This is a genomic window from Yersinia sp. Marseille-Q3913, from assembly GCF_963892745.1.
Taxonomy (GTDB): Bacteria; Pseudomonadota; Gammaproteobacteria; order Enterobacterales; family Enterobacteriaceae; genus Yersinia; species Yersinia bercovieri.
Map to the genome: position 1 here is coordinate 1 of NZ_CAWQAF010000095.1, position 24,840 is coordinate 24,840.

Consider the following 24,840-nt stretch of genomic DNA (forward strand, 5'->3'; position numbering starts at 1 on the left):
TGCGGATGGAAACCGCGAAACTTTACGCCAAAGTGGAGTTCGTCCGGGAAAATAATAAAATTGTCGGGTATGTTATTTCAGCTGTACATATTGTTGTTTCCGGTGCTGCTCTATTCGGCGGATTTATAATGGTTTCGACGATGAATCCAGTAGGGGTTTTAGCAGGGGCCACGCTCATTGTTGATGGTTTCAATGGAATCTCAAAAGAAATTATCAACCATTCATCTTATGGAGAAAACTCGCCATCTCAAGGTATTTTTGCTGATGGGGCTATGGAGATTGCTCAGTTTATGGGGTTCAGGCCGGAATCCGGACTGGCTTTTTATAACGCAACAACGCTAGGTGCTAGCGTATATAGCATTTTCGGGCTTGCGATTAAACCGGGGGCTTGGCGATTATTCCGGTGGATACCTCGGGACTACTATCGTAAGGTTGAAACGATAAGTCGCCCCAAACTGACGATGAAAATAGTGGGCTATGGTGTAAAGGCTAAAGTGATTTTCGATCTGCTTTCCACAAATGATCCGTCACGTTAATTTCGGTTGGCTCTCCAGAACCGCCAGGACTTATAAGTAAGTACTGGTGGTTGAGCAAACATCATAATGGATATGCCTAAAAGAAAAGATAGGCCCCCAGCCACGATTTTTATTGTTGAGCTGAATATAACCAAAAAAATAAAAACCAATACACATCCCGTGGTTACCCAGGTCAGAGCCCGGAAGCGGTTAGCGAGATCTTGAATGGCTTCGCTAAGAGTCCCCCCAAATCTATCTACGTTATTTTTAATTTTTTGTAGTTCAGCATTTGTAAATCCTGATTTTAAAAGCTTTTCTTCGTTAACGTTCATAATTTTTTTATCCTTAAAGACATGTAATGATCTGTATAGGGTATACCAAAAAACCAGTCACTAATCGACCATTATCACAGCTCCCTTTCCTTTGTGAGTGATATTTTAAGTATAAATAACAGATGGTTATATCGTTATCGTGATTTTTACACCATTGACCCTCAATCCCCTGTTAGTGCAATTTGATAAAATCACTCACATTCAGTTATTACCAAATCATGTGGTACATTTTCGCAATTCACACGATACGCTACACCGGATATTACTTGGCCTACCGTGCCTTAATAATTAAAAAAGATGCCGGGTACTAAGCCCGGCCAATACCGACTATTCCGGTGCTGTCGGCCACTCGATATCCGGCGCTGCACTCACATCAACATCATCAAGCGCAATACGATAGGCTTTCCACAACTTCAACTCAGCGGCTTTATCCTGCCCTGCTTCGATCCGGTCTTTCAGTATTTCAATTTTGTCGCTAGCGTCGCTAATCAATTTTGATTTATCAGCTTTGGCTTGGGCAACATTGATAGCCTTAGTCTCGGCAAGTTGTTCAGCAGTTGGTGGCGGGGCATCTACCCACAAGGGGCGACCGTCTGACTCACCAAGAACGGCCCCGGAAGGTGGGGGCTGTTTCCAATATTTAGTTTGTTCATTTTCAGTTATTTCAATTAAATCTTTCGGCAAATTATCGCCAAAACTACCGTCATCTATCATGTTTTGGGGGTAAAAAGTAAGAACTGACGGGCTAAATAGCGCTAACGGTATAAATTTATTGCCCATATTAATATCCTATCGCGAGTACAAGAGGGTTGATTGAGCCGGTGGATGCAGATGTTGTAAATTGCTGGGAAAAAATAAGCGTCGAGGTTTGAGTCCACGATGTTACTTGTGCCATGAAGTCAGAACCGTTTGAGTTATTACCCTGAGTACCCACAGTGACAAACACGCACGCGGTTGGGAATGGTATTGGAAATGTTATTGCTGGGAATTGCCCTTCAACAGATGCGGCAGTAGAACCCCTTACCCACTGTATAATCAGTCCGCCGGGAACGTCAGGAATTCGGATATAGTCATTAGTTGCAAATGACCGCTTGCCAAACAAACTCATTACGGCAGCAACAGAAGGAAGCAAGGATGTGCTGGTGCCTGTTGCCATTTGCGAGTTAGTTGCCACCCCCAATTTAGCCGCGTCGCCCAAACCAAGGTTTGCGAGAAAGGCTGCTACATTCGCGATATCACTGCCATTTTTGGCCTTATCCATTTTTCCAGCCAAGGCATTGGTCATGGTGGTGGCAAAGTTGGGATCATTACCCAGCGCGTCGGCCAGCTCTTTCAAGGTGTCGAGTGCGGCCGGTGAGGATGCAACTAATGCCGCCAGTGCGGCCTGCACAAAAGCAGTATTAGCTAACTGTTGGGTACTGTTTCCCGCTGCGGCTGTGGGGGTTGTCGGTGTGCCGATCAATGCTGGACTGGCAAGCGGCGCATAGTCTGCAAGCGCCAATTTAATATGTGCCGTGGTTGCCAGCTGTGTGCTGTTATCGGTTTTTGCCGCTGTAGGGCCGGTCGGCTTGCCAGTCAAGGCGGGGCTGGCAAGCGGTGCGTATTGTGAATGGGGATCAGCCGCTGCCAAATGCGCAGCCATCAATCCATCGGCATAGGCTTTAACCTCAATCGCCTTATCATCCACTTTTTTATCAACGTATTGGCGCGTTGCCAGCACCACCGAGGGATCAATTTTTAACGTGACCGCTTCGGTACTACTGACAATCAACACCATACGCACGGTTTGCGTGCGGCCGCTACCTTCTTGCAACTGGGGTTTATAGGTCTCCGGGCAGTTGGCAATGGCAATTAATACGCCATCTTTATCAAACAGGCCGATCTCACGTATCCACCACCCGCCATCCGTTTCCGGAATAACCTGTTCGGCGATAATCTGGCTACTGTTGGCCGCATCGACACTTAATGAGTTCAGTGCGGCGCGGCGTTTCTCACCAATCAGCTGCGTTTGTGCGGCGTTCGGCAGCGGTAATACGCCACCACCGTCGCCCACGGCCATATGAGTGATCTGTAGTTGGGTGCCGAGGGCCGTGGCGTTCGCCAGTTTGGCCGCCCCCAAATTGGTCAGTATGGCAAAGAATTTTGTGGTCATGGGTTTACGCTCACGCTGTCAATAAGATGAAGTGTGCCGCCGGTGTAGTGCTGGCCGCTCACGGTAATAGTTTCAGGTAAATAGGGGTAAACGGTCAGCTCGTCACCGTCGTAACTGGCAACACTGACAGGGATCGCACCGGAGACATCCAGATTGATAGACAGGCCCACCAGATGGCGGCTACAGGGTTTGGCCCCATCAATCAGCCGCTCCAGTTCAAAATACATTTCGTCAGTAATGCCGGTTTCCAGTACGCCGACATCAAGGCGAAAGGTGCCGGGCGCTTCATTGGTTTTCCACCACTCGATCACCCGAATAAGGTAGCCGAGCGGCTCCACCACGCGCCGCAGTGCGCCAATAGTGCCCTTGCGTTTGTGTACGTAAGCCGAAGATTTCACTACCGCGCGCTTGGTCGCTTCCGGCCAGTTCTCATCCCAGCGATCCACTGACCACGCCCACGCCAGATAGGGCAGTAATGGCAGCGGGCACAGGTCTGCATTCCATAACTGGCGCAACGGCACCGGCACCTCACCCAACCGGGCGCAGGCTTGCGCGGCGGCGATCTCCAGCGGGGATGATCCCGCCGGTAGCAAGCGGTTATTCATCAGTTCCCCCGACCGTCAATACCGCATGGGTGCAGTAAGCCGCCTGTGTGCTGTCGAGTACCACATCAGCCAGCGGCGCATTCAGTTCGACGCGTTGCACCCCTTCAACATGCAGCGCGGCATAAATGGCGGAAGTCCGAATATCCCGTCCGAGTCGGCGCTGAGTGCTGATATAGGCATTGAGCTTGGTCTGAGCAGCGGCGCGGACCGGTTCAGCTTCCGGCCCCGGATAGATATAGAGCACGGCGTCAATCTGGTAATCGACAATGACAGCGGATTGCACGGTGACGCGGTCAGCCACCGGCCGCACGTCCTCGTCATTCAGGGCAAGGCGGACAATGTCGAGCAGTTGCGGCGAGGCTTCGCCGGTTCCGGCCCGCGCCAGCACGGTGACAGTGACACAGGCCGGTGATGGACTCAGCGCCGAGGCATCAGCTACCCGCCCATCAGCGCTACGGGCGTGAGCTTCATAGGCTCCGGTCGGCCCGGCGACACTCAGCGCTTCAAAGGCTTGCGGAATACGCAGGCGAAAATCCGTATCAGACTCCATCACGGCGGCAACGGGCGGAATGGCATCCGGATCGGCGGGCGTGATAATCAGGCGTTCAACGTTATTGTTCGCCCCCAACTGGTCTAAGTCGCTGCCGTTGGCATAGGCCACCATCACCGCCTGCGCCGCCTCGTTAACCCGCTGGCGCAATACCAGTTCACGGTAGGCGTTTTCCTGCAATAACTTGACCAGCGGCTCAGATTCCAGCGATAGGGTGCGGGTGATGGCCGCCTGCTCGTCAACCGGATACAGGGCGATCAGTTCCGCCTTGCGTTCAGCGAGTAGGGTTTCGTAATCCAGCGCTTCCACTGCCAGCGGGGCGGGCAGTTGTGACAGGTCGATAGTGCTCATGAACCGCCTCCAACGGGGATCGCCAGATTAAAGATATCAGCCAGATCGGTGCGCTGGCCCTGAAGCTCCAGCGTCATTTTGCCCGCCTGCGGCTGTGCCAATAACACGCGGGTCAGTACCACACGCGGCTCCCAGCGCATGATGGCGCTGTAGGCCGCCGACATAGCTTTTAGCCGTAACAGCGGGTTCTGCGGGTCGTCAATCAGGTCAGACAGCAATGAACCATAGCCCCGGCGCATACAGCGCGTGGTGGTTGGGGTGGTGACGATATCGGTGATCGACTGGGTGATGTGATCCATGTCGGTAATGCGTCGCCCGGTCTGGGCGTTCATGCCTAAATAGATCATTTGTTTGGCCCGTCAGTATTGCTACCGCCGCGCTGCACGCCGCCGTGGGCATGGCTATCAATCACCACCCCATTGGATGAGAAGGTGCCGCCGGAGTGCTGAATGTTGCCGGACATTTTGCCGCCACCGGTCACATTCAACGTGACCGTACTCAGATTGTGGGTGCACTCCACGGTGGGCGTATCCAGGGTGATTTTGACCGAGGCGGTACAGGTGATTTCTGGTGCGGTGGCATGGATAGATTCACCCGCATCAAGGGTGGCGGTTTTAATGCCGCTGGCTTTCAGTGCGCCGGTATCAGCGTTGTACTCAATCACTGCGCCGTCGGGGTAGGTGGCGTGTTGAGTGTTGGCGGTATTCAGCGGCGTGGGGGCACTTTTCTGATACAGGGAGGCAATGATCACCCCGGCGGACAGCTCACCGCCAGCGGCCAGAATAATCACCTGTTCCCCTTCGGTTGGCGGCCACCACGTTTTAGCGGTTCCGGCGCGGCGCACCGACCACGGCAACCAGTCGGTCAGTAATTCACCGCAGCGTACGCGGGCTTTGGGCGGATCGAGGGTTAAATTCACCTGTTCCACGATACCGAAACGGATCAGATTCATTATCAGGCGATAGATTTCGGCGTTGGTCATGGCGGTCAATACTCGTTATTCAGCGTAACGGTATTGTTTACGCGCGCGGGCAGGGGCGCAACGCGCGGCAGTTGTAGGGGGACTGTGACAACTTTTAGCGGGAAATTTCGGGGTGGTTTAGCTAATACAGCGGGCGAATAACGCAGTCATGCGTTGATAACGGCAATGGTAACCATCAATATTGGCCTGAATCCATTCATCGGGGTTGATGCCAGCGAAGGAGATTTGAAAGCCACAATTGATAATAATGTGTTCGAACAGCAACCGCTGCGCCCGGCCATTACCTTCACGGAAAGGGTGGATAACATTAAGGTCAGAGTAGTTCTCAGCCAGTTTTACAATCAGCGAGTCATAGGGGAGACCAACCAGATAGTTTTCTTGCGCCAGTTGGTTAAACAGTCGGTTGGCTTCAGGTGTAATACGATTGATATTGCAAAATCGGGTAGTGCCTTTGGATATATCAATGGTTCGCAGCTCTCCGGCCCAATGATAAATATCGCCAAACAAGGCTTGATGCAGTGCGCACCAGTAGCGCAAATCATAGGGTGGCGGGCTAAATTCGATGTCCATAATAGCCAGCTCGGAAAAATCTTTTTCCATCTCAATAAATTGGTCGTCATCAGTAATGCCGAATTTATTGATTAACACCTGACTGTTCGGATAGGTATAAGGATCTGGGCCGTCACCGTATTTATCGCTGTTCACCGCGAACTCGGCTGGCTTTTGGTGGCGTATTTATTTATCAGGCTTTGCTTCAGTTTAGCCCTTTCGTTCTTTGAGGTTGGCAACGTTTGATTAGTACTGTTCAAGCCTTCCAAACGCATACTTTGACGATAATTTTCTAACTTCACACGGTCGAAGTATTGTTTTTTCTCAGCCAGACTCGTCATTACATTAGCCATTACGATCCCCGGTAATACATATAGAAATGCAGATAAAACAAATATACGCGATCCAGCGGAGTTTTTCATCCCAGCGTAATGTTAGCCACGGGCGATAAAATCAAACACCTGATTGAGTACGTTATCGCTGTCTTTTGACGTGATACCGAGCAATTGACGGGCGGGGTAATCCGCTTTCACATAGGGGTTAACCTGATCGGTGCCGCCGTACTGGTGTATCTGGGCAATTTTGGCCGCAACACCGACATAACCGGCACCGGCGGAATCAGGTAACGCCTGAAGGCGCAGGAAGGTGGCATTACGCAAGCGGCGAAACATCGGCTGTTTTTTGTTGGTACGCTGGGTGGTGGCTTCGGTTTCGACCGATAAAAAACGGTCAATATCGACACGGTTAAAGGTGCGGATAGCATTACGATCGTTATCCCAGCCGGTTATCTGGCGCTTATTGCCCGACCAGTTTTTCAGGTCGCGCACCGTGCCCTGATAGATAAACCGCAGGCGTTTTTGCACGGTTTTGATGCTCTCTTTGCGCTTGGTATACGGCGAGCCGTCCGCGTTTAATTGTTGGCGAATACGTTGTTGCTGACCACGGCGCAAGGTGATGGCGATATCGCGACTCAACTTGTGTCGTGCGCCGGATTTCCCGCGATTAATCAGGCGTTGTAAATAGTGTTCAAGTTCCTGAAATTCGTTATCCATGGTGCCTCTTTCTCTCTATGGCCAACACAGTCATTTTTGGCTGTGCGCGATGTCAGCCCGCCCAAGGGGTGTTGGCGGCGGCCTGTTCCCAAGCTGCCAGCATATCGCCGCGCGGGTCGGCGGGTTCGTCAAGGTGGGTTAATTCCAATCGGTCATTCACGTCCGCCACTCTGACCGCCTCGGTTAGCTCAAGGTGCAACATAATATCGGCGGTGGTGCTATTGAGAATATCCGCCTCAAAGGTGAAGCCGGTTTTGCGCCGATCGGGATTAAAAATTAAGTCCGGTTGATGGCGGTGGATCCACAGCATGGCGGGCAAGGTGACGGTATCCATGCTGTAGGGGTAATCCATCACCATAACGTGCGCGGTGTAGCGGTATTCGAATGACAGCGACTGTTGCCCGGTGGCGACCACAGTTCCTTTATCCAGCCAGATCGCCAGTTTGTCGGGATTCTCCCGCAGGTAGGGCACCGCCTGACTCAGCGCCGTTCGCAGCAGATTAGGTTTTAGCATTGGCCGTTCCTTGCTGGCAGGTTAGCACGGTATCAACCTGTGCCGCGCAAGCGTGCAAAGCCGCTTCTAGCTGGTCGATATCGTCGCTCAAATCGCCGTTAGTTTGCGGGCTGGCCGCCGGAAACAGGCAGGGAGTGACCTTTGGACAACCATTGACGGTAATCTGTGGCCCCGGTGAAGGCGGGGCGCTGACGCAGCCGGATAATATCATCAGGCAGGGGAGTATCAGCCCAGCGGCGTAAGGTTTCATTTTCACGGTATAACCTCTTGATTTGGCTGTTACGTTGTGCCAGCAACTGATCGGCGCTGGCAACCTGTTGACGTAATTGTGATTGCGCCTGATTGTTGGCATTGGCGGTCAGTGCCAGCGCGATAAGCTGGCCGCTTTTAATCGTTGCCTCAGCCGCTTGCTGGTCAATCATCACTTGGCGAGACTCCGCCAAACGGTAAGTCTGTACGCCACTGGTAACCAGTAAGGCGGCGGCAATCGCCCATGCGAGCGGGGCCGTGTTGAAGATTGGCATAATGTCAGCCCGGATATTGACGGGCGGGCAATTGAAAATGCGGGCCGTCTTTAAAGGTGGTCCAGTTACCACCCCATTCCACGGCGATCCCCAGCTCGGCGGCGGCTTGCTTCATCGCATCGGCCATCGGATAGAAATACTTCCATTCCCAACTCACCTTGCCGTCCGGCAGCGGCACAATATCGATCGCATGGCCGGTTAAATGGCGGCTGTTCAGGGTTTGGCTGGCACCGGCTTTAACCAGTTCGCGCTGGCGTTCCAGTGTGCGGCGGCCCTCAATCACTTTAAAATCCATCGGGGTTAGCTCCAGCGCGCGGCGCACCACCTTGACCAAATCAGGATGTACGCCGGTCAGGTTGTTTTCGCTGGCTTTGCCGAAAATAAATTTAGGGTTTGGCATCAGGGGTTCCCACCTTTTTATTGACGATTTTAAACACCAACTCTCGGATAGCCTGCAAGCCGATTAGCCCGATCAAGCAGCTGATAAAAATTTCCACTTTTCCGGCAGCGACTTCAGTTAGCGCGCCGTTTAGCCACGGGATGGCATCAATGGCGCGGATCAGCATCGGGGAGATTACCGGACCGATATTGACGCCGACCAGCCCGCAGACCACCCCCTCGCCAATGCCTTCGCGCAATTTTCCACCGCCCCAGACCACGCGGCGAAAGGCCACAATAAAGCCGACCAGAAAGCCGTTGATGACCGTGGAATGAGCAGAATAAAAGGCCAGTAATGCACCTATCCAACTTGGATCTTTTTCTGGCATTTTCATGTCCGTTACCCCCTTTGGGGAGCCGTGGCTGTGGCGATTAGTCCCACAGCTGAATAATATTTTGTTGTGCCGCTTCGGTGGTGTTGGGCAGTTCCAGCCAGTGACCGGCGGGCAGTAGCGGCCCCAGTTCAGCCAGCCCCGGGTTAGCCTGATAAACCGCCTCAGTCACCCCCTCGGTGCGGCCGTAGTGACGCCAGCACAAAGCGTCAACGGTGTCATATTGCTGAGCCTGAACCCGCATTTACACCAACTCGGCAATGCCGCGCTCACGGCCTTGCACATCACTGATGGCCCAGCGGGCATCACGCCACAGGTCGGTGATTTGCGGATCAAGGGCGTCCGCCCGCTTATTGCCATCGCCAGTGGTGTCCATATCGCGATAGCGTTCGGTCAAATTGGCCTTAGCATGGCAGTAGACCGCCCGCCGGTAGCGCTGTACCCGGATGGATTCGCCCGCGACTTGTTCGGATTCCACCGCTTCCAGCTTCAACACGCCAGCGGCCTCTTGCTCGATGCGCCATGCCCGTAACTGGCCGTTGGTGTTACTGATGGCCTCGATCACCGCTTCTTTCAGGCGTTCGGCGGTGACATTGCCGTCCAGGCGCATCACTTTGCGTAAATCACCCAGTGAGATCACCGGCCAAAACGGCGCGCTGGCGATTGTCACGTCCGGCCCTTCGGGTGGGCTTGCCGGGTGTACTGGTTCAGTGGCTAACAGGCTCATATCATCACCGTTAATAAAATGGGCGGTGGACGCGGTTATCAGGGATAAACCTCATTGCCGCGTGCCGCCCGACGTGCGGGGCACGATTCAGGAGGTGCGTTTGGCGCGCACCGTGTTTGTTTTGGCTTTGGCCGCCAGTTTTTTGGCAGCGGCAGCGGATGTCGTTTTGCTGATTGTTTTCGCCGCTGGGCTGGCAGGGGTTTCTGCGCTAACCGCTGGCGTATCGGGCAAGGTGGCGACCACGTCAGCGCTTGCGGTCGTGATAACGTCGGTAGCCGTGGTCTGCTCAGTAGCGCCTACACCACCAACTTCCGCACTGGCCGCAGCCAGCGCGGCTTTTTTCAGGTTGCGCTCCAGCACTTCAATATCTTTTTTCACCCCCGCATCTTTATGCGCGGCTAAAGCCCGCTGCAACCAGATAAGCGCAGATGCCTGATCGGCCAGATTAGTGCTTTCACGTTGGGTATAACCAATCGCTTTAAGCAGTTTGGCGCGGGCTTCATCCGGCATATCTTTATCCGCCGTCAGCTCTTGCAGGCGCAGCAAAATATCAATTTCAATCGCCGGACTATTGGCGGACGCAAGTTTGAAATTCAGCAACGCGGCTTCAGAGAGTTGATCGACAACGAAGCAGGCGGCCGTGCGCTGGTATTTGTCAGCCATTGGCAGGTTATGGCCGATCACATATTCCGCCAGGCGCAGTGCGTCACGGTATAAACCGGCATCCACTGACCACACCATGCAGGTAGTGACCACCTCGTCACTTTGGCCGCTATTGGCCGCCAGTACGCCATCGAGCCAGCCGTCATAGGCGGGCAGCATTTCCCGTTTCATGGTGGCGCGGGTGAGATGTGATTGGAATTGCGACAGGCGGCGTTGATCAATGCGCAGCCGGTAAAGCTGTTGTTCGTAGGCGGAGCCTTGCACCACGTCTTCCGTGGTGCCGCGCCGTTCTGCCATCACTTTGTCGTAATGGCGTTGTGCTGGAGTTAACATCATGCCCCCTAGGCGTAATGGGGCGGCGGGCCGCCCGTAAGTGACTAGCGACCGTTAAACCGGCTCACCGGCTTTGATACCTTCAATCAGGCAACCGAAACCGTAATCCTCCACGCAATAAGCCTCGTTATCCGACTCATAGGTGGTGACGCGGTTAAACTCCGGTTCCTCTTTGATGGTGCGGCGGTGTGTCCCTTCCTGCACATAGATAGCCAGATTGTCGAACGTAGTGATAAACATGGCGTCAGCTGGGAAGAATGGCGCGCGGTAGGTCTGCATACCACCGATTTGCTTCTGCGATACCAACATCTGACCGGCCAGCGCTTCAGTGTGGGGATTGCTGCCGCTGACGGTGTTCAGCACCGGGAAGTATTTATCCGCCAGCAGTTTGCGGCCGCAGATAACAATCAGGCCGGTGTCGTCCTGATACCACGGATCGATCAGGCTGTTGACCGCATCAAAGGCCAGTGAATCAAGGTTGCCATACTGCCCCTTGGTGATGAGTTTATTGTCCTCATCACGGGTGGAAACCATCACGTCAGACATCACACGCTGTGGGGCAAACAGACGGTATTTTTTCAGCCAGCCGATATTCACGTCTTGTAATAACGGGTTAGCGGTAATATCTGATTTAGCCGCCACTGACGTGCCATTAAAGCCAATCATGATGCGATCCAGTGCGCGGCGCGTAATAATCTGATTGGTCACTCGCGTTTTAAAGTCACGCTTACCGGCCCATGCATCCAGACGGGCATAGCTGATATAGGTATCAGAGTTGGTCTGTTCGCAGCGGTATTTGCCATCATCTTCAATGGCTTCCGGTGAGTTAGGCTCACGGCGTACCGTTGTTGAGGTATTGCGGCTGGCAATCGGGCCACTAACACCAATGCCGATGCGCTGGCCTTCCTGTTCCGGGACAAGGTTTACATTGATGCGTTTTAGAAAATCACTGGAGTGCTGGATCTTATCTTCCAGTGTTTGAGCAACGGACGGAGCCACCGTAAATTGTTTAGTGACTCGATCTACAGGCAGGCTGTTAAGTCGGGCCTGTGCGGACAGATATTCGTCCCATTTATCACGTGTTTCATTTCTCATGTTCTTCATTCCTGTGGATTAAATAGGGCGATTTAGCAGTTGATAGTGTCGTCGGCACTGCCTTCCGGGCCACCTTTAGCCGGTGGGCGACTGGTGTGCTGACTATCTTCGCCTTGTAGCTTGGTCGTCAGCGCGGCAAACGAGGTGGACAACTGGGATAGCTGGCCTTTTAGCTCAGTCACTTCCTGTCGGCTGGCGGTAAATTGTTGCTGGGTTTCCAGTACGGTTTTCTGGCTTTCGGCAATCACCTGCACGGCGTGGCGAATATCGTCCAGATTGCCATCGGTTTTGCGTTTGGCACCAAATAGCAGGTCTTTAATCTGTTCGGTGAATTTCTTGCTGGTATCGTCTACCGGCATGGTTTCATCGAATTCAATCAGGGTTTCTTCCAGCGCGGTGAACAGACAATCGTCGGATTGTTTGCGACCGGCTAGCGGGTGCGGCTTACCGGCTGCAACCTGTTGCGCGCAGAACTGGATCATTTCCGTACCCAGACTGCCTGGGTTATCGGTCAGCGCCAGCCCCTTTAGATAAGCGCGGCCACTGTCGGCAAAGTTGGGGGAAAACTGGATCGAGGTGTAGACCTTCTGACGGCTCTTATTCAGCGTCAGCATTTCATCTGTAGGGTTGATTTGTGCCAGCAAAGCCAGCTTGCCACTCAATGGGCCGTTAATGATTTTTTCAGTCTTGACGGCCGTCACGTCGCCATAGCAGCGGAATAAGCTATCAGGCATCAGGCTTTTGTAGTGCTCCAGATCGACGCGGGCACCAAAAACCGTGGGGTCATAGGTCAGCGCAATATCTTCTAAATCCTGACGGTTAATCGTGCGGCCATCAGCGGCGGCCCCTTCAACGGCAACGCGGAAAAACTTGGATAATTTAGGCATATAACAATGCTCCGGGTATCAGCAATCGGTGTGCAATAAGCAGCGGACACCATCATCACCCCAGCGGCTAAACCCGCGCAAAGCCTTGTTATTGTAAGGGGTCTGCTACAACTTTATCGCCTCGCCGACAGTCACGCGGGCGCGATAGCCTAAGCCCCATGAGCAAATTAACCCCCGATTCTGTCCGCGATGCCCGTAGTCTTTACTGGCAGGGATACCAGATATCCCATATCGCCAAGTTGACCGGTTTCAACGTGCATACGCTGTACTCCCGGCGCAAGCGCGAGAACTGGGACAAAACCGTGCCCCTCGACCGGGTGCGCTTTACCACCGAGGCCCGTTATAACCAGCTGATTGATAAAACGGAGAAAAGCGGGCGGGATTTTAAAGAGATAGATTTGCTGGCGCGCCAGCTGGTGCGCTTTGACCGCCAGCTAAATAACGAGGGCGGTGAAGGGCGCAAAAAACAGCCGAAGAACCATTTCAGTGATGAGCAAATCGAACAGTTGAGAGCCAAGTTTTACGAGGGGCTTTATGAGCACCAAAAGCGTTGGTATAAAGCCAAAAGTCTGGCGATCACCATCAGGAATATCCTCAAGTCGCGCCAGATTGGGGCGACCTGGTATTTTTCCCGCGAAGCGCTGATCGATGCACTGGAAACCGGCCGTAATCAGATATTCCTATCCGCCTCTCGCGCTCAGGCGCATCAGTTCAAACGCTTTATTATCAAGTTTGCCGCCGAGGTAGGGGTCGAGCTGAAGGGCGATCCGATCATGCTGTCCAACGGGGCCGAGCTGCATTTCCTCGGCACCTCGGCAGCGTCGGCGCAGTCGTATACCGGGAATCTCTATTTCGACGAATATTTCTGGACCAGTAATTTTATTAACCTGCGCAGTGTGGCCGCCGGGATGGCGACACAGAGCGGGCTGATCGAAACCTATTTCTCTACCATCTCCAGTGAAGAACACGAAGCCTATCGCTTCTGGTCGGGCGAGCTGTTCAACGAGGGCCGCAAAAAAGCTGACCGCGTTAACATTGATATCACTCACAAGAATCTTAAAAACGGCAAGATTTGCGCGGATATGCAGTGGAAGCAGATCGTGACCGTCAAAGATGCGGCGGGGTTGGGTTTTGACCGTATCGATATTGACGACCTGATCGCCAAGAAATCCCCGGATGAATTCAACAACCTCTACATGTGCCAGCCCATCACTAACGGCGAACGGCCATTCTCTTACAGTGAGTTGATTAACTGCGGCGTGGATGGCTGGAATGCGGGTGTGTGGGATGACTGGCGGCCCTATTCACCAAGGCCATTGGGTAATACGCCGGTGTGGATTGGCTATGACCCCAACGGCGAAGGCGAGGGGGGCGATAGCGCCGGACTGGTGGCAATCGCCCCGCCACAGGTGGAAGGGGGTAAGTTCCGCGTGCTGGAAGCTATTCAGTTACGCGGAATGCCGTTTGAACTTCAGGCGGAGGAGATCAGGAAAATGACCCAGCGCTATAACGTGCAGTTTATCGGTATTGACGGCACCGGCATTGGCGGAGCGGTGCATTCGCTGGTACTGAAATTCTTTCCGACCGCGATGAAGTTTGTCTACAGCATCAGCGTGAAGTCTGCTCTGGTACTCAAGGCGCAAATGGTGATGCGTCGGGGCCGTTTTGAGTATGACGCCGGGCTAAGCGTGATTGCTCAATCGTTTATGACTATCCGTAAATCAGTGACACCGGGCGGAATGACCACCTATGTCTCTGACCGTTCCAAAGGGGCCAGCCACGGCGACGTGGCGTGGGCCATTATGCACGCATTGCAAAATGAACCGATTGGCGCAGAAACCGGCAGCACCGGCGGCGGCTTTGTACAGGAGTTTTAACCGTGGAAATGAAGACTGTTTTACCCGCAACACCCGCTGATGCACCGCCAGCCCCGCAGCCCATCTCGACGATGGAGTCTTTTACCTTTGGCGACCCGACACCGGTATTAGATCAGCGCGACCTATTGGATTGCATGGAGTGCGCCCGCAATGGTGACTGGTACGAGACACCGATCAGTTTTTATGGGCTGGCGCGTATTTTTCACTCGGCTATTCATCACCAATCACCGCTGAATTTTAAACGCCGGGTACTGATGAGTTGTTACCGGCCGCACCCATTGCTTTCCCGCGCCGATGCCGGGGCATTCGTGCAGGATTTTCTGGTGTTCGGCAATGCCTATCTTGAACTGCGCAAGAATCGACTGGGCGGCCCGCTGGCACTGAAGCATGTTCCGGCCAAGTATATGCGGCGCGGAAGCAATCTGGATCAGTATTGGTTTGTGACTTACGAGAAAGAGGATTACGCCTTTGCGGCTGGCTCAGTGTTTCATCTGGCCGAGCCGGATATTCATCAGGAAATTTACGGCTTGCCGGGGTATCTGGCGGCTATCCCGTCGGCGTTGCTTAATGAGGACGCCACGCTGTTCCGGCGCAAGTATTACATTAACGGCAGTCATGCCGGGGTGATTGTTTATCTGTCTGATGCGATGCAGAACGATACCGATGTGCAGGCGCTAAAGCGCACCCTGACCGATGCCAGAGGGAAGGGGGCATTCAAGAACGTATTTGTCTACGCAGCGGGCGGGAAGAAAGACGGCCTACAAATCATGCCCTTCAGTGAGATAACCGCCAAAGATGAGTTTAACGGTATCAAGAACGTGACCCGCGATGATTTGCTGGCCGCGCACCGAGTACCGCCGCAGCTGATGGGGATCATGCCAACCAATACCAGCGGTTTTGGGGATGTCGAAAAGGCGGCGAAGGTGTTCGCCATCAATGAGCTGTATCCCATCATGGAAGATCTGAAAGCCCTGAATGACTGGCTGGGCGTGGAGGTATTCCGGTTCAACCCCTATGCACTGGCCGCCGTGTGACTCTAACCCGCCGATTCATTCAATAATTTTCATCCACATCTGCACGGGCGCAGCTTGCAACCCGTGCAATTATCCGTTCGCGCTATAACGCGCTGTGCGCCCCGCAGCGAGGCGCACGCCTCACGCATCCGATCACGACACCCACCACCCGAATGCACATCACCATGACCCACAGGCGGAACATCAGCCGGAGGTGCCCGACCTCCCCCACACCCTTCAGCGCGCGATTGTCTCCCCTCCACGCCTGCACGCAAAAAGGGTCGCTTTTTGTGCATTTGTGCAAGTGGCGGCAGGCCGCGCCAGTTCTGGGCTGAAAGGGGTGAAATAGCATCAAAAATATTGTGCAAACTTGTGCGGGATTGAATCACTGAGCAGGAGATAGGTAATGGTTTTTGATTAGATTCTTTAGGCATCAACTATTGGGAGTGAAGAGATACTGCATATGTCTTTGACTAATATAACGGCGGCCTTACTTCACAAAGTAGTCACTTAAATGCCTTATTCGGACTAAAGATTTGTATAACTATATACAAATTTAATGGATGTATGATAAAACGGAAATATACATAAATATTATTTATCTAACAGGGTGAAATCAGTCGGTTAAGGTTTGCTCACATTTAAAAATACTTTTCATAAGGATGCGCAAAAATGTCTTCAATTACACCAAGAGGAATGAACATTACGGAAGCCTATCGAGACTACCGTAACGGAAAGTTTCTTGTTAATCGTAGTTACCAAAGAAAATTAGTTTGGACAACTAAAGAAAAACAAAAACTAATAGATAGTCTTTTACTTGGGTATCCGATTCCATTAATTTTACTTGCTTTAACAAAAAATGGTGAGTATGAAATAATTGATGGTATGCAAAGATTAAATGCTATATTTGATTTTATTGAGAATAAATATTCATTAACAAGTGATTCATATTTTAATGTGGAGGAGTTCCCTACAGCGAAACAAACTATGTTAGATGGTTATTTTGATGTGGTAGATTCGCATGATTTTCTAACCCGGCAACAGTGTGCTGATATAATAGAGTATCAATTAGCTGTAACGATCTTCCCAATAGAGAATGAATCTGATGTAACAGATGTCTTTGGTCGTATTAACTCAGGAGGAAAACAGTTAAGTTTTCAAGAGAAACGGCAAGCTGGTGTTATTACCCCGCTATCATCTTCTGTTAGGAAACTATCTTCTGAATTAAGAGGTGATTCATCTTCTGATGTTTTAAAACTATCAGAAATGCCATCTATTAGTATTGATGGATATATGGATAGGCAGGGTTATGGTGTTAATGCTTCTGACACGTTTTGGGTCAAGCAAGGGGTGTTGAATACAAAAGAGTTAAGGGATTCTGTTGATGAACAAATTATTTCAGATATTGTTGTTTCGATAATTGAAGGTAAACCTTTCGCATCTAGTAAAGAAAAATTTGATGAATTATATGATTCAACATCTGAATTGTCAGGTAATGTTTGCGCAAAAATAATATCTTACCCTGAGGATAAGTTACTTGCGGAAGTTACTACGACAATTTCAACAATAATAACAACTTTTAATAAAGTCACTAAAATTGACAATCATCCATTCAAAAATGTAATCTACGGTGGGAAAGCAAGCAATTCTGCTAGGTCTTCATTCTACACAGTATTTATGGCATACTATGACTTAGTAATAAAGGAATCTAAAGCCCCTGTAGAATACGATAAAATCATAACAGCTTTAACTAGCCTAAATGATAAATTAAAAACAGATAAGAAACATGTAACCTCTGAAGACAGGATAAGTAACATTTCAATGACAAAGGGATTAATACAGAATTTCTTTGTTCCTAGCACACCCTCTTTACTTACTCATGGGCCTGGCCTCTATATAGATTTTGAAAATTCGCTAAGACGCTCTAAGATAGAAACGGTAAGATATGAGTTTAAACAAGGTATTTTGAATCTTGATGCAAAGAAGAGCGTAAATAAAAAATTATTAGAAAAAATAAATGAAATAATATGTAGTATGGCAAATATTGGGCCTGATGTTGGAGAAGGTTATATATTTATTGGTGTTTCAGATAACCAGAGTGATTCTGAAAGAATCAGGAAGATGTATGATTTAGAGTCTGTCCAGATTGGTGATAAGGATATTTTTGGGGTTGATCGTGAAGCAAAGCAATTAAATATTGGCATTTCTGATTATGTTGCTAAAATTGTAAATTCCATTAGGAATAGTGAATTATCTAGTCACCTAAAACAATCTGTTTTGAATAATATTGACACAATTGATTATAAAGGACATTCCGTCGTTAGAGTCTTAGTGCCTAAACAAAAAGAAATGAGTTTTATTGGTGATAATACCTATATCCGGGTGGACTCAAATACTGTTACAGCAAATCCGAAACAAGCGGCTCAAATAATGAAACTTTTCAGTTAATCAGCATAAGGCCAGGTTACTCATAATGAGGACTTGGCTTTTAAGATAAAATTTGTTGATTATCGTACCGAAGGCCATTATTTCTCATGACAAAAAATTTTCCATCCCCAAAGTCCACCTTACCCCCCATAACCAATGCCCGCAATTCCCACGGCTCCGGCTCTATGTCGATTTTTCGCAGGAAACTCAGTACCTGATCCGCTAACTCACCGATAGGCTGATACTGAGCCGCTATGCCTGCTTTTTTCACTTGGCTATTATCAGGCGCTTTTCTTCCTTTATCCCCATCATTGCGGATACGTTCGGCCAGTTCTCGCCGTTCTTTACGCCCCATATCCTCAAAAAGCTGGCTGGTTTGCTGGTGATAGCGTTTTATCTGCTTGGCTGTGGCGTTCTTAGGCAGTTTTGGATAACTAAATTCTGCGCCTGGCGGGGTGCTTTCAACCGATTTTGCCGGTTGAGGGCAGCTACCGCGTACAGTTATTGACAGAACTCCAAGGGGCGGCGGGCCGCCCTGAACGTCAACAGAAAAATCCGCGTCAGCTTTGATTTTAGGAACGATTTTGTAAGTGGTGGTACGGGTATAGATAATTGAATTAGAACCAGATTCAGGGGCAAAGACGCCAGTGATCCGGCTGACGTTATCCCCGTAATCATTGCCGTTCTCGGTGATGTCGTAATTGAGCCTTACGCGCAAATCTTTGCGGGCAACTAACGGGCCGCCTTGTGCGAGGGTGTAACCCGCCCAGTTGCCCTCGTCAGCGGCAACCTGAGCCGGTGATATCTCTGGGAATAAACGCAGCTCCTTATCACGCAGACGGCGTAATTCACGGTATACCGTGACCGGCGCACCACCTATTTGCTGAAACTGGCGAATATGCCAACGAGACGCCCAGGCACTGACGCGCTTGGCTGTTTCCTTCAGGGGTTTACCGCTTTCGTCGTCCAGCTCATCATCAAGCGCATAACCGTCGATATTCTTTGATATATATTTGGCAATGTAGCCGGTGGCGCTACCCAGTTCTTTATCAATGGGTACGACATGGAAACGGGCTTTAAGCGCGTCTTGTGATTGCAGCTCTTCCGAATCCTCCCAGCGGGCATAGGTGCAAAAAATATCGCGGGCCAGTTCGATATCAGCGGGCAGCATAAACAACAGCATATGCCAGTGGGGTGTTTCGTCGTGGTGAGGCTCCGCTACACGGAAACCAAATACCCGAATACCGGCGCGTTTCCACGCGGCACGAACCTGTGACCAGATACGGCACAAATACTTCTGCGTCTGCCGTGGGCTGGCACCGCGCCATTTATGGTTGCGCTTGCCACTGTTGTGCATCGAATGGAATTTCGACGGTGCGGTTAAGGTGTAGAAATCACCGGCTAAATTCTCTTGTTCCGCGATGTCCTCAAAACCGCGCATTCTGGTCATTAATTCGCAGCGGCGGATCGCGGGATTGGCAATACTGCCATCGTATTTATCAACCAGTGAAATTCGGTTGCCGTCTTCATCTTCCAGTTCAAACGCCTGAAGGAATTCACGGTTGGATTTCTTCTGTGCTTGCCACTCTTTGAGGGCGGGATCACTGCAATAGGGCGCTGATTTGGCGTGCACATAACCCGCCGCAATCATCAGGTGTTCACGCCACTGATCATGGATATGCTTCAGACGGCGTAACCACCATGAAGGGGACTCAATACGAGCAGTGGCGCGCAATGCTTCGTCCGCTGTCATGGTTTGGCTTTCGTACAGTCCCCAGCCCGGTGCACTGGTATTTAGCTGACGAGTTAGAAAACCGATATAGCCATAACCGGACACAATTGCGGTTTCAATATCCCCATCAGGTAATCCCATTTGATGATCATATTCGCGGATAAACTCGCCAGTCATGCAATCTGACAGACGATAGGCCAGCCGTTTGATCTCGCGCTTGCCGTAGTAAGGAATACGGCGAAAATCATCGTAGAAAGGGAGTAACACATGGGATCGAATATCAATCTGATATTGCTCTGTTACGCAGTCCACACGCGGCAATAGGTACTTTTCGATTGAGTTGATTAAGTAACTATTGGCTCGTTTGGTTCCACTGTTTTGTTTAATGTTCTCCACCCGCAGGGTGTAGTAGCGGCGGAGATAGTGAGGCAGCGACTCAAGGCGGCGCATAACACGCCGCGCACGGGGAATGGGTTCATTGATTTGAGCAAAGCGCCTGAATAAATCCTCGCTGATTGGCTTCTCACCGGCAGCGGTCGCAATCGCTGGCCGCGGCGCATTCCATGAGTAAGCCCCGGTAAAGGTTTCAGCGTTACCGGGGTAGGGTTGAGGTGGGGTTGGGGTGCTGCGGCCGAGTGAATACGACATTTTAAGGGATGTATTTTTCATAACTCCACGCTATTCTTTTGTGATACACCTATAAACCGCAAGGAATGCAAATGGAACACAAATTTTTAAAAAATACTGACCAAAAGCCAGCACCGAAATATGATGAAAAAATTACTATTTGGCTGAAAAAACAAGCAAATGGTATTAATTCAGCTTCGTACAATATTGTTATCTGTAACGAAAATAGGTTTTATCGTGAGATTACGTGCTCTGGTTTAGGGGAGTATGTTCATGCTTGTGAGTTTCTTCAGTCGCTGAAATTGAAGAATGTGTTAAATGGAGATCAAACTCTTCGAGGTTACGACGCTGTATTTGTAACTCTTGAGGTGTATAGCAAAGTTGTTCCAGCTCCACGATAGCATTTTCAATGTTGGTTTTTTGAGCACATTTTAATGCAGCGAAAGCCAACATTTTAGCTTCTTCGCTAGGCATATTTTTTACAATCATATTGTTTCTCCTATTTCTATTGGTCTCTGAAATATCGCAATTATTTCCCCGGTACTTTTTCTACCTTCCCCTTTACAACTTATAGAGCGCGGAGCCGTAATCGAGTGAAGAGTGAAACGGCTATAAAGATCACGGGCGATAGGAGTATCGCTATTAGACGCAACAACATGACAACCATTTTCAGCGGCCCTTGCCAGTAGGCGGGCTAAGCGAAATTGCTGATCAGCGCTGAAACCATCGGTGTGATAATGGGTAAAATCAGCAGTGCTGGATACTGGGATATATGGCGGATCGCAATAAATCACATCACCCGCAACAGCCATTTCCAGTGCTTCGGAAAAATCACAGCATAAGAAGGTTGCTTTCTTGGCTTTTTCAGCAAAGAAACGGATCTCGGCTTCGGGGAAATAGGGGGCTTTGTATTTGCCATAGGGGACGTTAAATTGCCCTTGTTGGTTATAGCGACAAATACCATTAAAACAGTGGCGATTTAGGTAAAGGAAGATTGCCGCTCTGGATATATCATCACGGTTTCGTGCATTGAATATTTTGCGGAAAATATAATATTGTTCGTGGGAATTAGCCGTAAGAAACAGTACGGAAGCCACATTGATTAAGTCGCTCGTTTCTCTTTTGGCGATTTCATAGAAGTTAATCAGATCATCATTGATATCCGTTATCAGATATTCATCATAATCAGTATTTAACATCACTGAACAAGAACCCGCGAACGGCTCTACCAGCCGTTTACCTGTTGGTAAGTGTTGGCGCAAGGTTGGCATGATACGAGCCTTTGAACCGGCCCATTTCAATGGGGAGCGATTCATAAAGCCCCCCGATAGTGTTTCTTTTTCTCTTCATGGATTTGCTGGCAAGTCACACAATAAATTACCCCCGGCACACTGATACGCCGTTGCTCGGGAATTGCCGCCTCGCAGGACTCACAGATAAAAGCAGAGGGGGCGGCTGGCTTACTGCGGGCATTGGCGATCTGAGCGGCTAATACCATCTCTTGCCGTTCTTGGGCGATATCGATTAAGTCAGCCATTAGCGTTGTCCCTCAGATACCGCCTTGAGGCTTTCAGCAACCTGGCGGATTAACTCAATAGCTTCAATGCTATTAAGGTCACGCTGAGAAATATGATTGGAAAGGGCAGTCAATTTTTCTGACAGATTAAGCGCAAAGGCTTTGCGTTCTTCTATTCGGGCATTATTTAAATGTTGATGCATGGCTTCAGTTGAAGCGGATATTGCGGCAAGTCTGCGATTCATCATTTTGTTGTTCCTCGTTTTCAGGCAATAGGAATCCCGGCGCGGTATAAAACGCCTGTGGTTTTCTGATAATTAATTACGGGTCTTGATTGATTACAGCGTCAGCATCGGGCAGTTCTTTAGGAAATGAGGCCGTCAACTCGGATAATTCTCTCATGGCCTTAATCACCCCTAATCGGTCTGATTTATCTAATTCGTGAAACTTCAATTTATGTTTATCCCGATGCAGTCCAGCGGTGAAATAGATCAAACCTCTATGGCGAAATGACACTCCTGATAAAAATGCGGCAACTCTATTCGTTCTTCTTAATGCCTTGTTAAGCATTAGCCGGACATTAGCTGTCTGAATAAGGCCGGTTTTTATTTGCTCCGCTGTGAGTTCAATTGCTCTTGCAGACTTTTGCATAGCAACACCTCCGGCAAAGATAAGTTAAGCGAATATCCCCATAAGGCGGGCAAACCAGCGACGTGGCGCTCTGGGTTTCGCCATATAAGGTGTTCTTAGTCCTGGGATAAACTGCACTTCGCTAGCTTTCGGTTGGAAATATCGACCGTCTGGGGTTTCTAACCAGCCGCGTTGGTGATGGTAATGCGTGACTTGCTGGCCGTTTACCAATAATGCGGCAAGGGATGGGCACTGTGAGATTTGAGTCATGACGCATTCCTCATCTGATGCAGTTGATCAACGTAAGCCGTCGCCTGCGCCTGCGCGTCAAACTTGCCGTAAGAGTGATCGCCCTGGCTGACGTGGTAACGGGTGATAGGGGTTATCTTGTTACGCTTTAATCGGGTAATAGAAAAACCACGGTAAACGCTGGTATGTTCGCTGACTTTAACCACTGCAAAAATCGGGTTAAATGCTTCTTCTAACAGGCGTTTGGTGGCAGATATAGCAAGATTCATCATGCTGCCGCCCCTACTTTATCTTTACGCCCCTTTCCTGGCTTGCTAGCGCTGATACGGTCTTTCCATCCGTGCCACGCTGACGGAGCATCTTCAACTAATTGTTCAGCGTATTTATCCCACTCCGACCGGCTAATCCACAACTCAGCGTTACCACCGGGTTTAGACGGGTCAGCCATGTAGAACGCAGGTAACTTGCCAGCTTTCGCCATAGAAACCACTGCGGCTACTGTTTTGCCTACATATAGAGCGAATCCCTCTTTAGAAAGAAGATTGGCGGGTTTTTCTGACAGCCTAACTGTTCTTTTTGTTGGGGTGTCTCCCATCTCTAACAAACTTTCAGATCCAAGAGTTTTATCGATATCTGACATTTGCTATTCTCCGTTGTGGTTCCTGCGTTTCGACTTGGCACTAGTTAGCACCAATTAAGTCTAATGCAGGGTTTCATTGTTGTATAAAAATAAGAGATCTGTAGTTTTATGTCAATACCGCAAAGCGAAAAACTTAAGCTTATGAGGGAATCTGAGCGAATGAAGATAAAGGAAGTTGCTGATTTAGTAGGGCTTAATTACGTTACTTATCATAACTATGAGTCCGGCAAGGCTAAAATGTCTTTTGAGGCGGGAATGAAATTATTCAAACACTCAAGATTTAGAAAATATCGCGACTGGTTTATGTTCGATGAGATAAACCCCGGAGCCGGGCAGATCGCTCCGGCCCTCTCCCCTGATGGGCAGCACGGAACAATCTCTACCCACTTAGGGAAAGAGATTGGTTAAGTGTTTATAAAACCTATATTTTTGAAATAATATTCCAAGATGAAGTATTCATCGGAGGGCTATCTTATGTCGATTAAGAAGCTCGATGATGGTCGTTATGAAGTGGATGTAAGGCCGCAGGGTTCCGAGGGAAAGCGAATCCGGCGTAAGTTTAATACCAAGGGCGAAGCACAGATTTTTGAACGTCACACCTTGGTTAATTTTCATAATAAAGAGTGGCTAGAGAAGCCAGCCGACCGGCGAAAGCTCACTGAGTTACTGGATTTGTGGTGGATATACCACGGCAAGAACCATGAGACAGGCAAGAAACAAAAAGAGCGATTAAATGCGGTTATTCGTGACTTAGGTGATTTGGGTGTAACTCGCGCAGATCAGCTAACAAAGAAAGCCATTATTGATTACCGGGTATATCTGTTAGGCACTAACTTGAAACCGTCTAGTGTGAATAAACTCCATTACATCTTAAGAGGCATGTTCACAAAACTCATTAAGGCTGATGAATATCATTGTTCAAATCCATTCGATGGGATTAAAAGATTTCAAGAGGCTGAATCTGATATGGCTTTTTTATCTGATGATGAGATGATCAATCTTCTTGAGCGCCTGAATGGGGATAACCGTAAAGTTGTTATGATGTGCCTGGCAACCGGTGGCCGTTGGAGTGAAATAGCTAACATTAAATGCCAGCATATTATAGGCAATAAGGTTAGTTTCATGAAAACCAAAAACGGGAAACAGCGAACAGTGCCAATTTCTAGCGAACTGAAAGCCTATGTGACGCATGGGCAATCTGGTGCACTGTTCTCGCCAAGCTATACGACTGTCCGCAATGTTCTGAAAGAAATAAAACCTGATTTACCACATGGTCAAGCTGTGCATGTGTTAAGGCATACATTTGCCACGCATTTCATGATGAATGGCGGTAACATCATTACGCTTCAACGCATTTTAGGGCATGCGACGATACAGCAAACTATGACCTATGCGCATTTTGCACCGGACTTTTTACAAGATGCTGTAACGCTAAATCCTATTGCGGGAGTGTCCATAAAGTGTCCATGAAGTAGGTCTAGTTAGCGCTAGTTAGGGCTAACTAGATACAGTAAGTGGTTGTTTTATA

General features: G+C 49.8%; 34 protein-coding genes and 1 pseudogene. 6 read left to right on the forward strand and 29 right to left on the reverse strand.

Features of this window, described 5'->3' with window-relative positions:
- A partial coding sequence (locus AACW11_RS19970; protein WP_249192805.1) for a DUF4225 domain-containing protein occupies positions 1–536 on the forward strand: 536 nt, incomplete at its 5' end.
- Here the strand turns inward: AACW11_RS19970 and AACW11_RS19975 are convergent.
- The 20 genes and pseudogenes from AACW11_RS19975 to AACW11_RS20070 all read right to left on the reverse strand — a co-directional run bounded on the left by AACW11_RS19975 (position 533) and on the right by AACW11_RS20070 (position 12,601).
- A complete protein-coding gene (locus AACW11_RS19975) occupies positions 533–847 on the reverse strand; it encodes a hypothetical protein (RefSeq protein ID WP_145522471.1) in 315 nt (104 codons plus the stop codon). The two genes, AACW11_RS19970 and AACW11_RS19975, sit on opposite strands and share 4 nt — an antisense overlap.
- A gap of 327 nt (positions 848–1,174) precedes the next feature.
- Positions 1,175–1,627, reverse strand: coding sequence for a tail fiber assembly protein (locus tag AACW11_RS19980; protein WP_212585304.1), 453 nt, complete (start codon positions 1,625–1,627; stop codon positions 1,175–1,177).
- Between the two features lies 1 nt (position 1,628).
- On the reverse strand, positions 1,629–2,999 hold the full coding sequence (locus AACW11_RS19985; RefSeq protein ID WP_212585305.1) for a phage tail protein: 1,371 nt from the start codon (positions 2,997–2,999) through the stop codon (positions 1,629–1,631).
- Positions 2,996–3,604, reverse strand: a complete 609-nt coding sequence (locus AACW11_RS19990) for a phage tail protein I (RefSeq protein WP_212585306.1) — start codon at positions 3,602–3,604, stop codon at positions 2,996–2,998. Before AACW11_RS19990 ends, AACW11_RS19985 begins: the two co-directional genes overlap by 4 nt.
- Positions 3,597–4,505, reverse strand: coding sequence for a baseplate assembly protein (locus tag AACW11_RS19995; protein WP_212585307.1), 909 nt, complete (start codon positions 4,503–4,505; stop codon positions 3,597–3,599). Before AACW11_RS19995 ends, AACW11_RS19990 begins: the two co-directional genes overlap by 8 nt.
- Complete coding sequence (locus tag AACW11_RS20000; RefSeq protein ID WP_049601714.1) at positions 4,502–4,852, reverse strand: GPW/gp25 family protein; 351 nt, start codon at positions 4,850–4,852, stop codon at positions 4,502–4,504. The genes AACW11_RS19995 and AACW11_RS20000 overlap by 4 nt, the downstream gene beginning before the upstream one ends.
- Positions 4,849–5,487, reverse strand: a complete 639-nt coding sequence (locus AACW11_RS20005; RefSeq protein WP_145571023.1) for a phage baseplate assembly protein V — start codon at positions 5,485–5,487, stop codon at positions 4,849–4,851. The genes AACW11_RS20000 and AACW11_RS20005 overlap by 4 nt, the downstream gene beginning before the upstream one ends.
- 117 nt (positions 5,488–5,604) lie before the next feature.
- Positions 5,605–6,192 carry a Fic/DOC family protein gene (locus tag AACW11_RS20010; RefSeq protein ID WP_212585308.1) on the reverse strand — a complete coding sequence of 196 codons (588 nt, stop codon included), beginning with the start codon at positions 6,190–6,192 and terminating at the stop codon, positions 5,605–5,607.
- The gene (locus tag AACW11_RS20015) at positions 6,189–6,389 is read right to left on the reverse strand and encodes a YhfG family protein (protein ID WP_249192806.1); all 201 of its coding nucleotides are present in this window, start codon (positions 6,387–6,389) and stop codon (positions 6,189–6,191) included. Before AACW11_RS20015 ends, AACW11_RS20010 begins: the two co-directional genes overlap by 4 nt.
- Before the next feature lie 81 nt (positions 6,390–6,470).
- Positions 6,471–7,088: a phage virion morphogenesis protein gene (locus tag AACW11_RS20020; protein WP_138774818.1), complete on the reverse strand. Its 618-nt coding sequence runs from the start codon at positions 7,086–7,088 to the stop codon at positions 6,471–6,473.
- Positions 7,089–7,140: 52 nt separating this feature from the next.
- Positions 7,141–7,602, reverse strand: a complete 462-nt coding sequence (locus AACW11_RS20025; RefSeq protein ID WP_138774819.1) for a phage tail protein — start codon at positions 7,600–7,602, stop codon at positions 7,141–7,143.
- Positions 7,589–7,789, reverse strand: a pseudogene (gene lysC, locus AACW11_RS20030) (Rz1-like lysis system protein LysC); the annotation flags it as partial. The gene AACW11_RS20025 and the pseudogene lysC, both read right to left, overlap by 14 nt.
- A complete protein-coding gene (lysB, locus tag AACW11_RS20035; protein ID WP_138774821.1) occupies positions 7,701–8,126 on the reverse strand; it encodes an Rz-like lysis system protein LysB in 426 nt (141 codons plus the stop codon). The pseudogene lysC and the gene lysB, both read right to left, overlap by 89 nt.
- 4 nt (positions 8,127–8,130) lie before the next feature.
- The gene (locus AACW11_RS20040; protein WP_138774822.1) at positions 8,131–8,526 is read right to left on the reverse strand and encodes a M15 family metallopeptidase; all 396 of its coding nucleotides are present in this window, start codon (positions 8,524–8,526) and stop codon (positions 8,131–8,133) included.
- Positions 8,513–8,899, reverse strand: a complete 387-nt coding sequence (locus tag AACW11_RS20045; protein ID WP_138774823.1) for a phage holin family protein — start codon at positions 8,897–8,899, stop codon at positions 8,513–8,515. The genes AACW11_RS20040 and AACW11_RS20045 overlap by 14 nt, the downstream gene beginning before the upstream one ends.
- Positions 8,900–8,936: 37 nt before the next feature.
- On the reverse strand, positions 8,937–9,140 hold the full coding sequence (locus tag AACW11_RS20050; RefSeq protein ID WP_138774824.1) for a tail protein X: 204 nt from the start codon (positions 9,138–9,140) through the stop codon (positions 8,937–8,939).
- On the reverse strand, positions 9,141–9,623 hold the full coding sequence (locus tag AACW11_RS20055; RefSeq protein WP_138774825.1) for a head completion/stabilization protein: 483 nt from the start codon (positions 9,621–9,623) through the stop codon (positions 9,141–9,143).
- A gap of 87 nt (positions 9,624–9,710) precedes the next feature.
- Entirely contained in the window at positions 9,711–10,622 is a 912-nt protein-coding gene (gene gpM / locus AACW11_RS20060; protein WP_249192808.1) for a phage terminase small subunit, read from the reverse strand.
- Positions 10,623–10,673: 51 nt separating this feature from the next.
- Positions 10,674–11,714 (reverse strand): phage major capsid protein, P2 family, encoded by a 1,041-nt coding sequence (locus AACW11_RS20065; RefSeq protein ID WP_138774826.1) that lies wholly within the window; start codon positions 11,712–11,714, stop codon positions 10,674–10,676.
- Between the two features lie 32 nt (positions 11,715–11,746).
- Positions 11,747–12,601, reverse strand: a complete 855-nt coding sequence (locus AACW11_RS20070) for a GPO family capsid scaffolding protein (RefSeq protein WP_138774827.1) — start codon at positions 12,599–12,601, stop codon at positions 11,747–11,749.
- Positions 12,602–12,759: 158 nt separating this feature from the next.
- On the opposite strand from AACW11_RS20070, the gene AACW11_RS20075 reads away from it, so the two are divergent.
- The 3 genes from AACW11_RS20075 to AACW11_RS20085 all read left to right on the forward strand — a co-directional run bounded on the left by AACW11_RS20075 (position 12,760) and on the right by AACW11_RS20085 (position 17,939).
- Entirely contained in the window at positions 12,760–14,478 is a 1,719-nt protein-coding gene (locus tag AACW11_RS20075) for a terminase large subunit domain-containing protein (RefSeq protein WP_212585309.1), read from the forward strand.
- Between the two features lie 8 nt (positions 14,479–14,486).
- Complete coding sequence (locus AACW11_RS20080) at positions 14,487–15,512, forward strand: phage portal protein (RefSeq protein WP_212585407.1); 1,026 nt, start codon at positions 14,487–14,489, stop codon at positions 15,510–15,512.
- A 651-nt stretch (positions 15,513–16,163) separates the two neighbouring features.
- Complete coding sequence (locus AACW11_RS20085; protein ID WP_212585310.1) at positions 16,164–17,939, forward strand: GmrSD restriction endonuclease domain-containing protein; 1,776 nt, start codon at positions 16,164–16,166, stop codon at positions 17,937–17,939.
- A 40-nt stretch (positions 17,940–17,979) separates the two neighbouring features.
- Here the strand turns inward: AACW11_RS20085 and AACW11_RS20090 are convergent, their stop codons facing one another.
- The 9 genes from AACW11_RS20090 to AACW11_RS20130 form a co-directional block, all read right to left on the reverse strand.
- Positions 17,980–20,319 (reverse strand): replication endonuclease, encoded by a 2,340-nt coding sequence (locus tag AACW11_RS20090; RefSeq protein ID WP_212585311.1) that lies wholly within the window; start codon positions 20,317–20,319, stop codon positions 17,980–17,982.
- A gap of 201 nt (positions 20,320–20,520) precedes the next feature.
- Complete coding sequence (locus AACW11_RS20095) at positions 20,521–20,766, reverse strand: hypothetical protein (RefSeq protein WP_049603005.1); 246 nt, start codon at positions 20,764–20,766, stop codon at positions 20,521–20,523.
- Positions 20,763–21,593: a Dam family site-specific DNA-(adenine-N6)-methyltransferase gene (locus AACW11_RS20100; protein ID WP_212585312.1), complete on the reverse strand. Its 831-nt coding sequence runs from the start codon at positions 21,591–21,593 to the stop codon at positions 20,763–20,765. Before AACW11_RS20100 ends, AACW11_RS20095 begins: the two co-directional genes overlap by 4 nt.
- Positions 21,590–21,814: a TraR/DksA family transcriptional regulator gene (locus AACW11_RS20105; RefSeq protein ID WP_087795137.1), complete on the reverse strand. Its 225-nt coding sequence runs from the start codon at positions 21,812–21,814 to the stop codon at positions 21,590–21,592. Before AACW11_RS20105 ends, AACW11_RS20100 begins: the two co-directional genes overlap by 4 nt.
- Positions 21,814–22,041, reverse strand: a complete 228-nt coding sequence (locus AACW11_RS20110) for a DUF2732 family protein (RefSeq protein ID WP_145561648.1) — start codon at positions 22,039–22,041, stop codon at positions 21,814–21,816. The genes AACW11_RS20105 and AACW11_RS20110 overlap by 1 nt, the downstream gene beginning before the upstream one ends.
- Before the next feature lie 73 nt (positions 22,042–22,114).
- On the reverse strand, positions 22,115–22,444 hold the full coding sequence (locus AACW11_RS20115; protein ID WP_049603001.1) for a DUF5347 family protein: 330 nt from the start codon (positions 22,442–22,444) through the stop codon (positions 22,115–22,117).
- Between the two features lie 24 nt (positions 22,445–22,468).
- On the reverse strand, positions 22,469–22,693 hold the full coding sequence (locus AACW11_RS20120; RefSeq protein ID WP_049603000.1) for a phage filamentation protein Fil family protein: 225 nt from the start codon (positions 22,691–22,693) through the stop codon (positions 22,469–22,471).
- Entirely contained in the window at positions 22,690–22,944 is a 255-nt protein-coding gene (locus AACW11_RS20125; RefSeq protein WP_339379075.1) for a hypothetical protein, read from the reverse strand. The genes AACW11_RS20120 and AACW11_RS20125 overlap by 4 nt, the downstream gene beginning before the upstream one ends.
- The gene (locus tag AACW11_RS20130) at positions 22,941–23,312 is read right to left on the reverse strand and encodes a Cox family DNA-binding protein (RefSeq protein WP_145522725.1); all 372 of its coding nucleotides are present in this window, start codon (positions 23,310–23,312) and stop codon (positions 22,941–22,943) included. The genes AACW11_RS20125 and AACW11_RS20130 overlap by 4 nt, the downstream gene beginning before the upstream one ends.
- Before the next feature lie 108 nt (positions 23,313–23,420).
- Between AACW11_RS20130 and AACW11_RS20135 the strand changes: the two genes are divergently transcribed.
- Together AACW11_RS20135 and AACW11_RS20140 are read left to right on the forward strand one after the other, a co-directional pair.
- Complete coding sequence (locus tag AACW11_RS20135; protein ID WP_145522723.1) at positions 23,421–23,720, forward strand: helix-turn-helix transcriptional regulator; 300 nt, start codon at positions 23,421–23,423, stop codon at positions 23,718–23,720.
- A gap of 66 nt (positions 23,721–23,786) precedes the next feature.
- Positions 23,787–24,782 carry a phage integrase gene (locus AACW11_RS20140; RefSeq protein ID WP_049602997.1) on the forward strand — a complete coding sequence of 332 codons (996 nt, stop codon included), beginning with the start codon at positions 23,787–23,789 and terminating at the stop codon, positions 24,780–24,782.
- Positions 24,783–24,840: the final 58 nt, after the last annotated feature.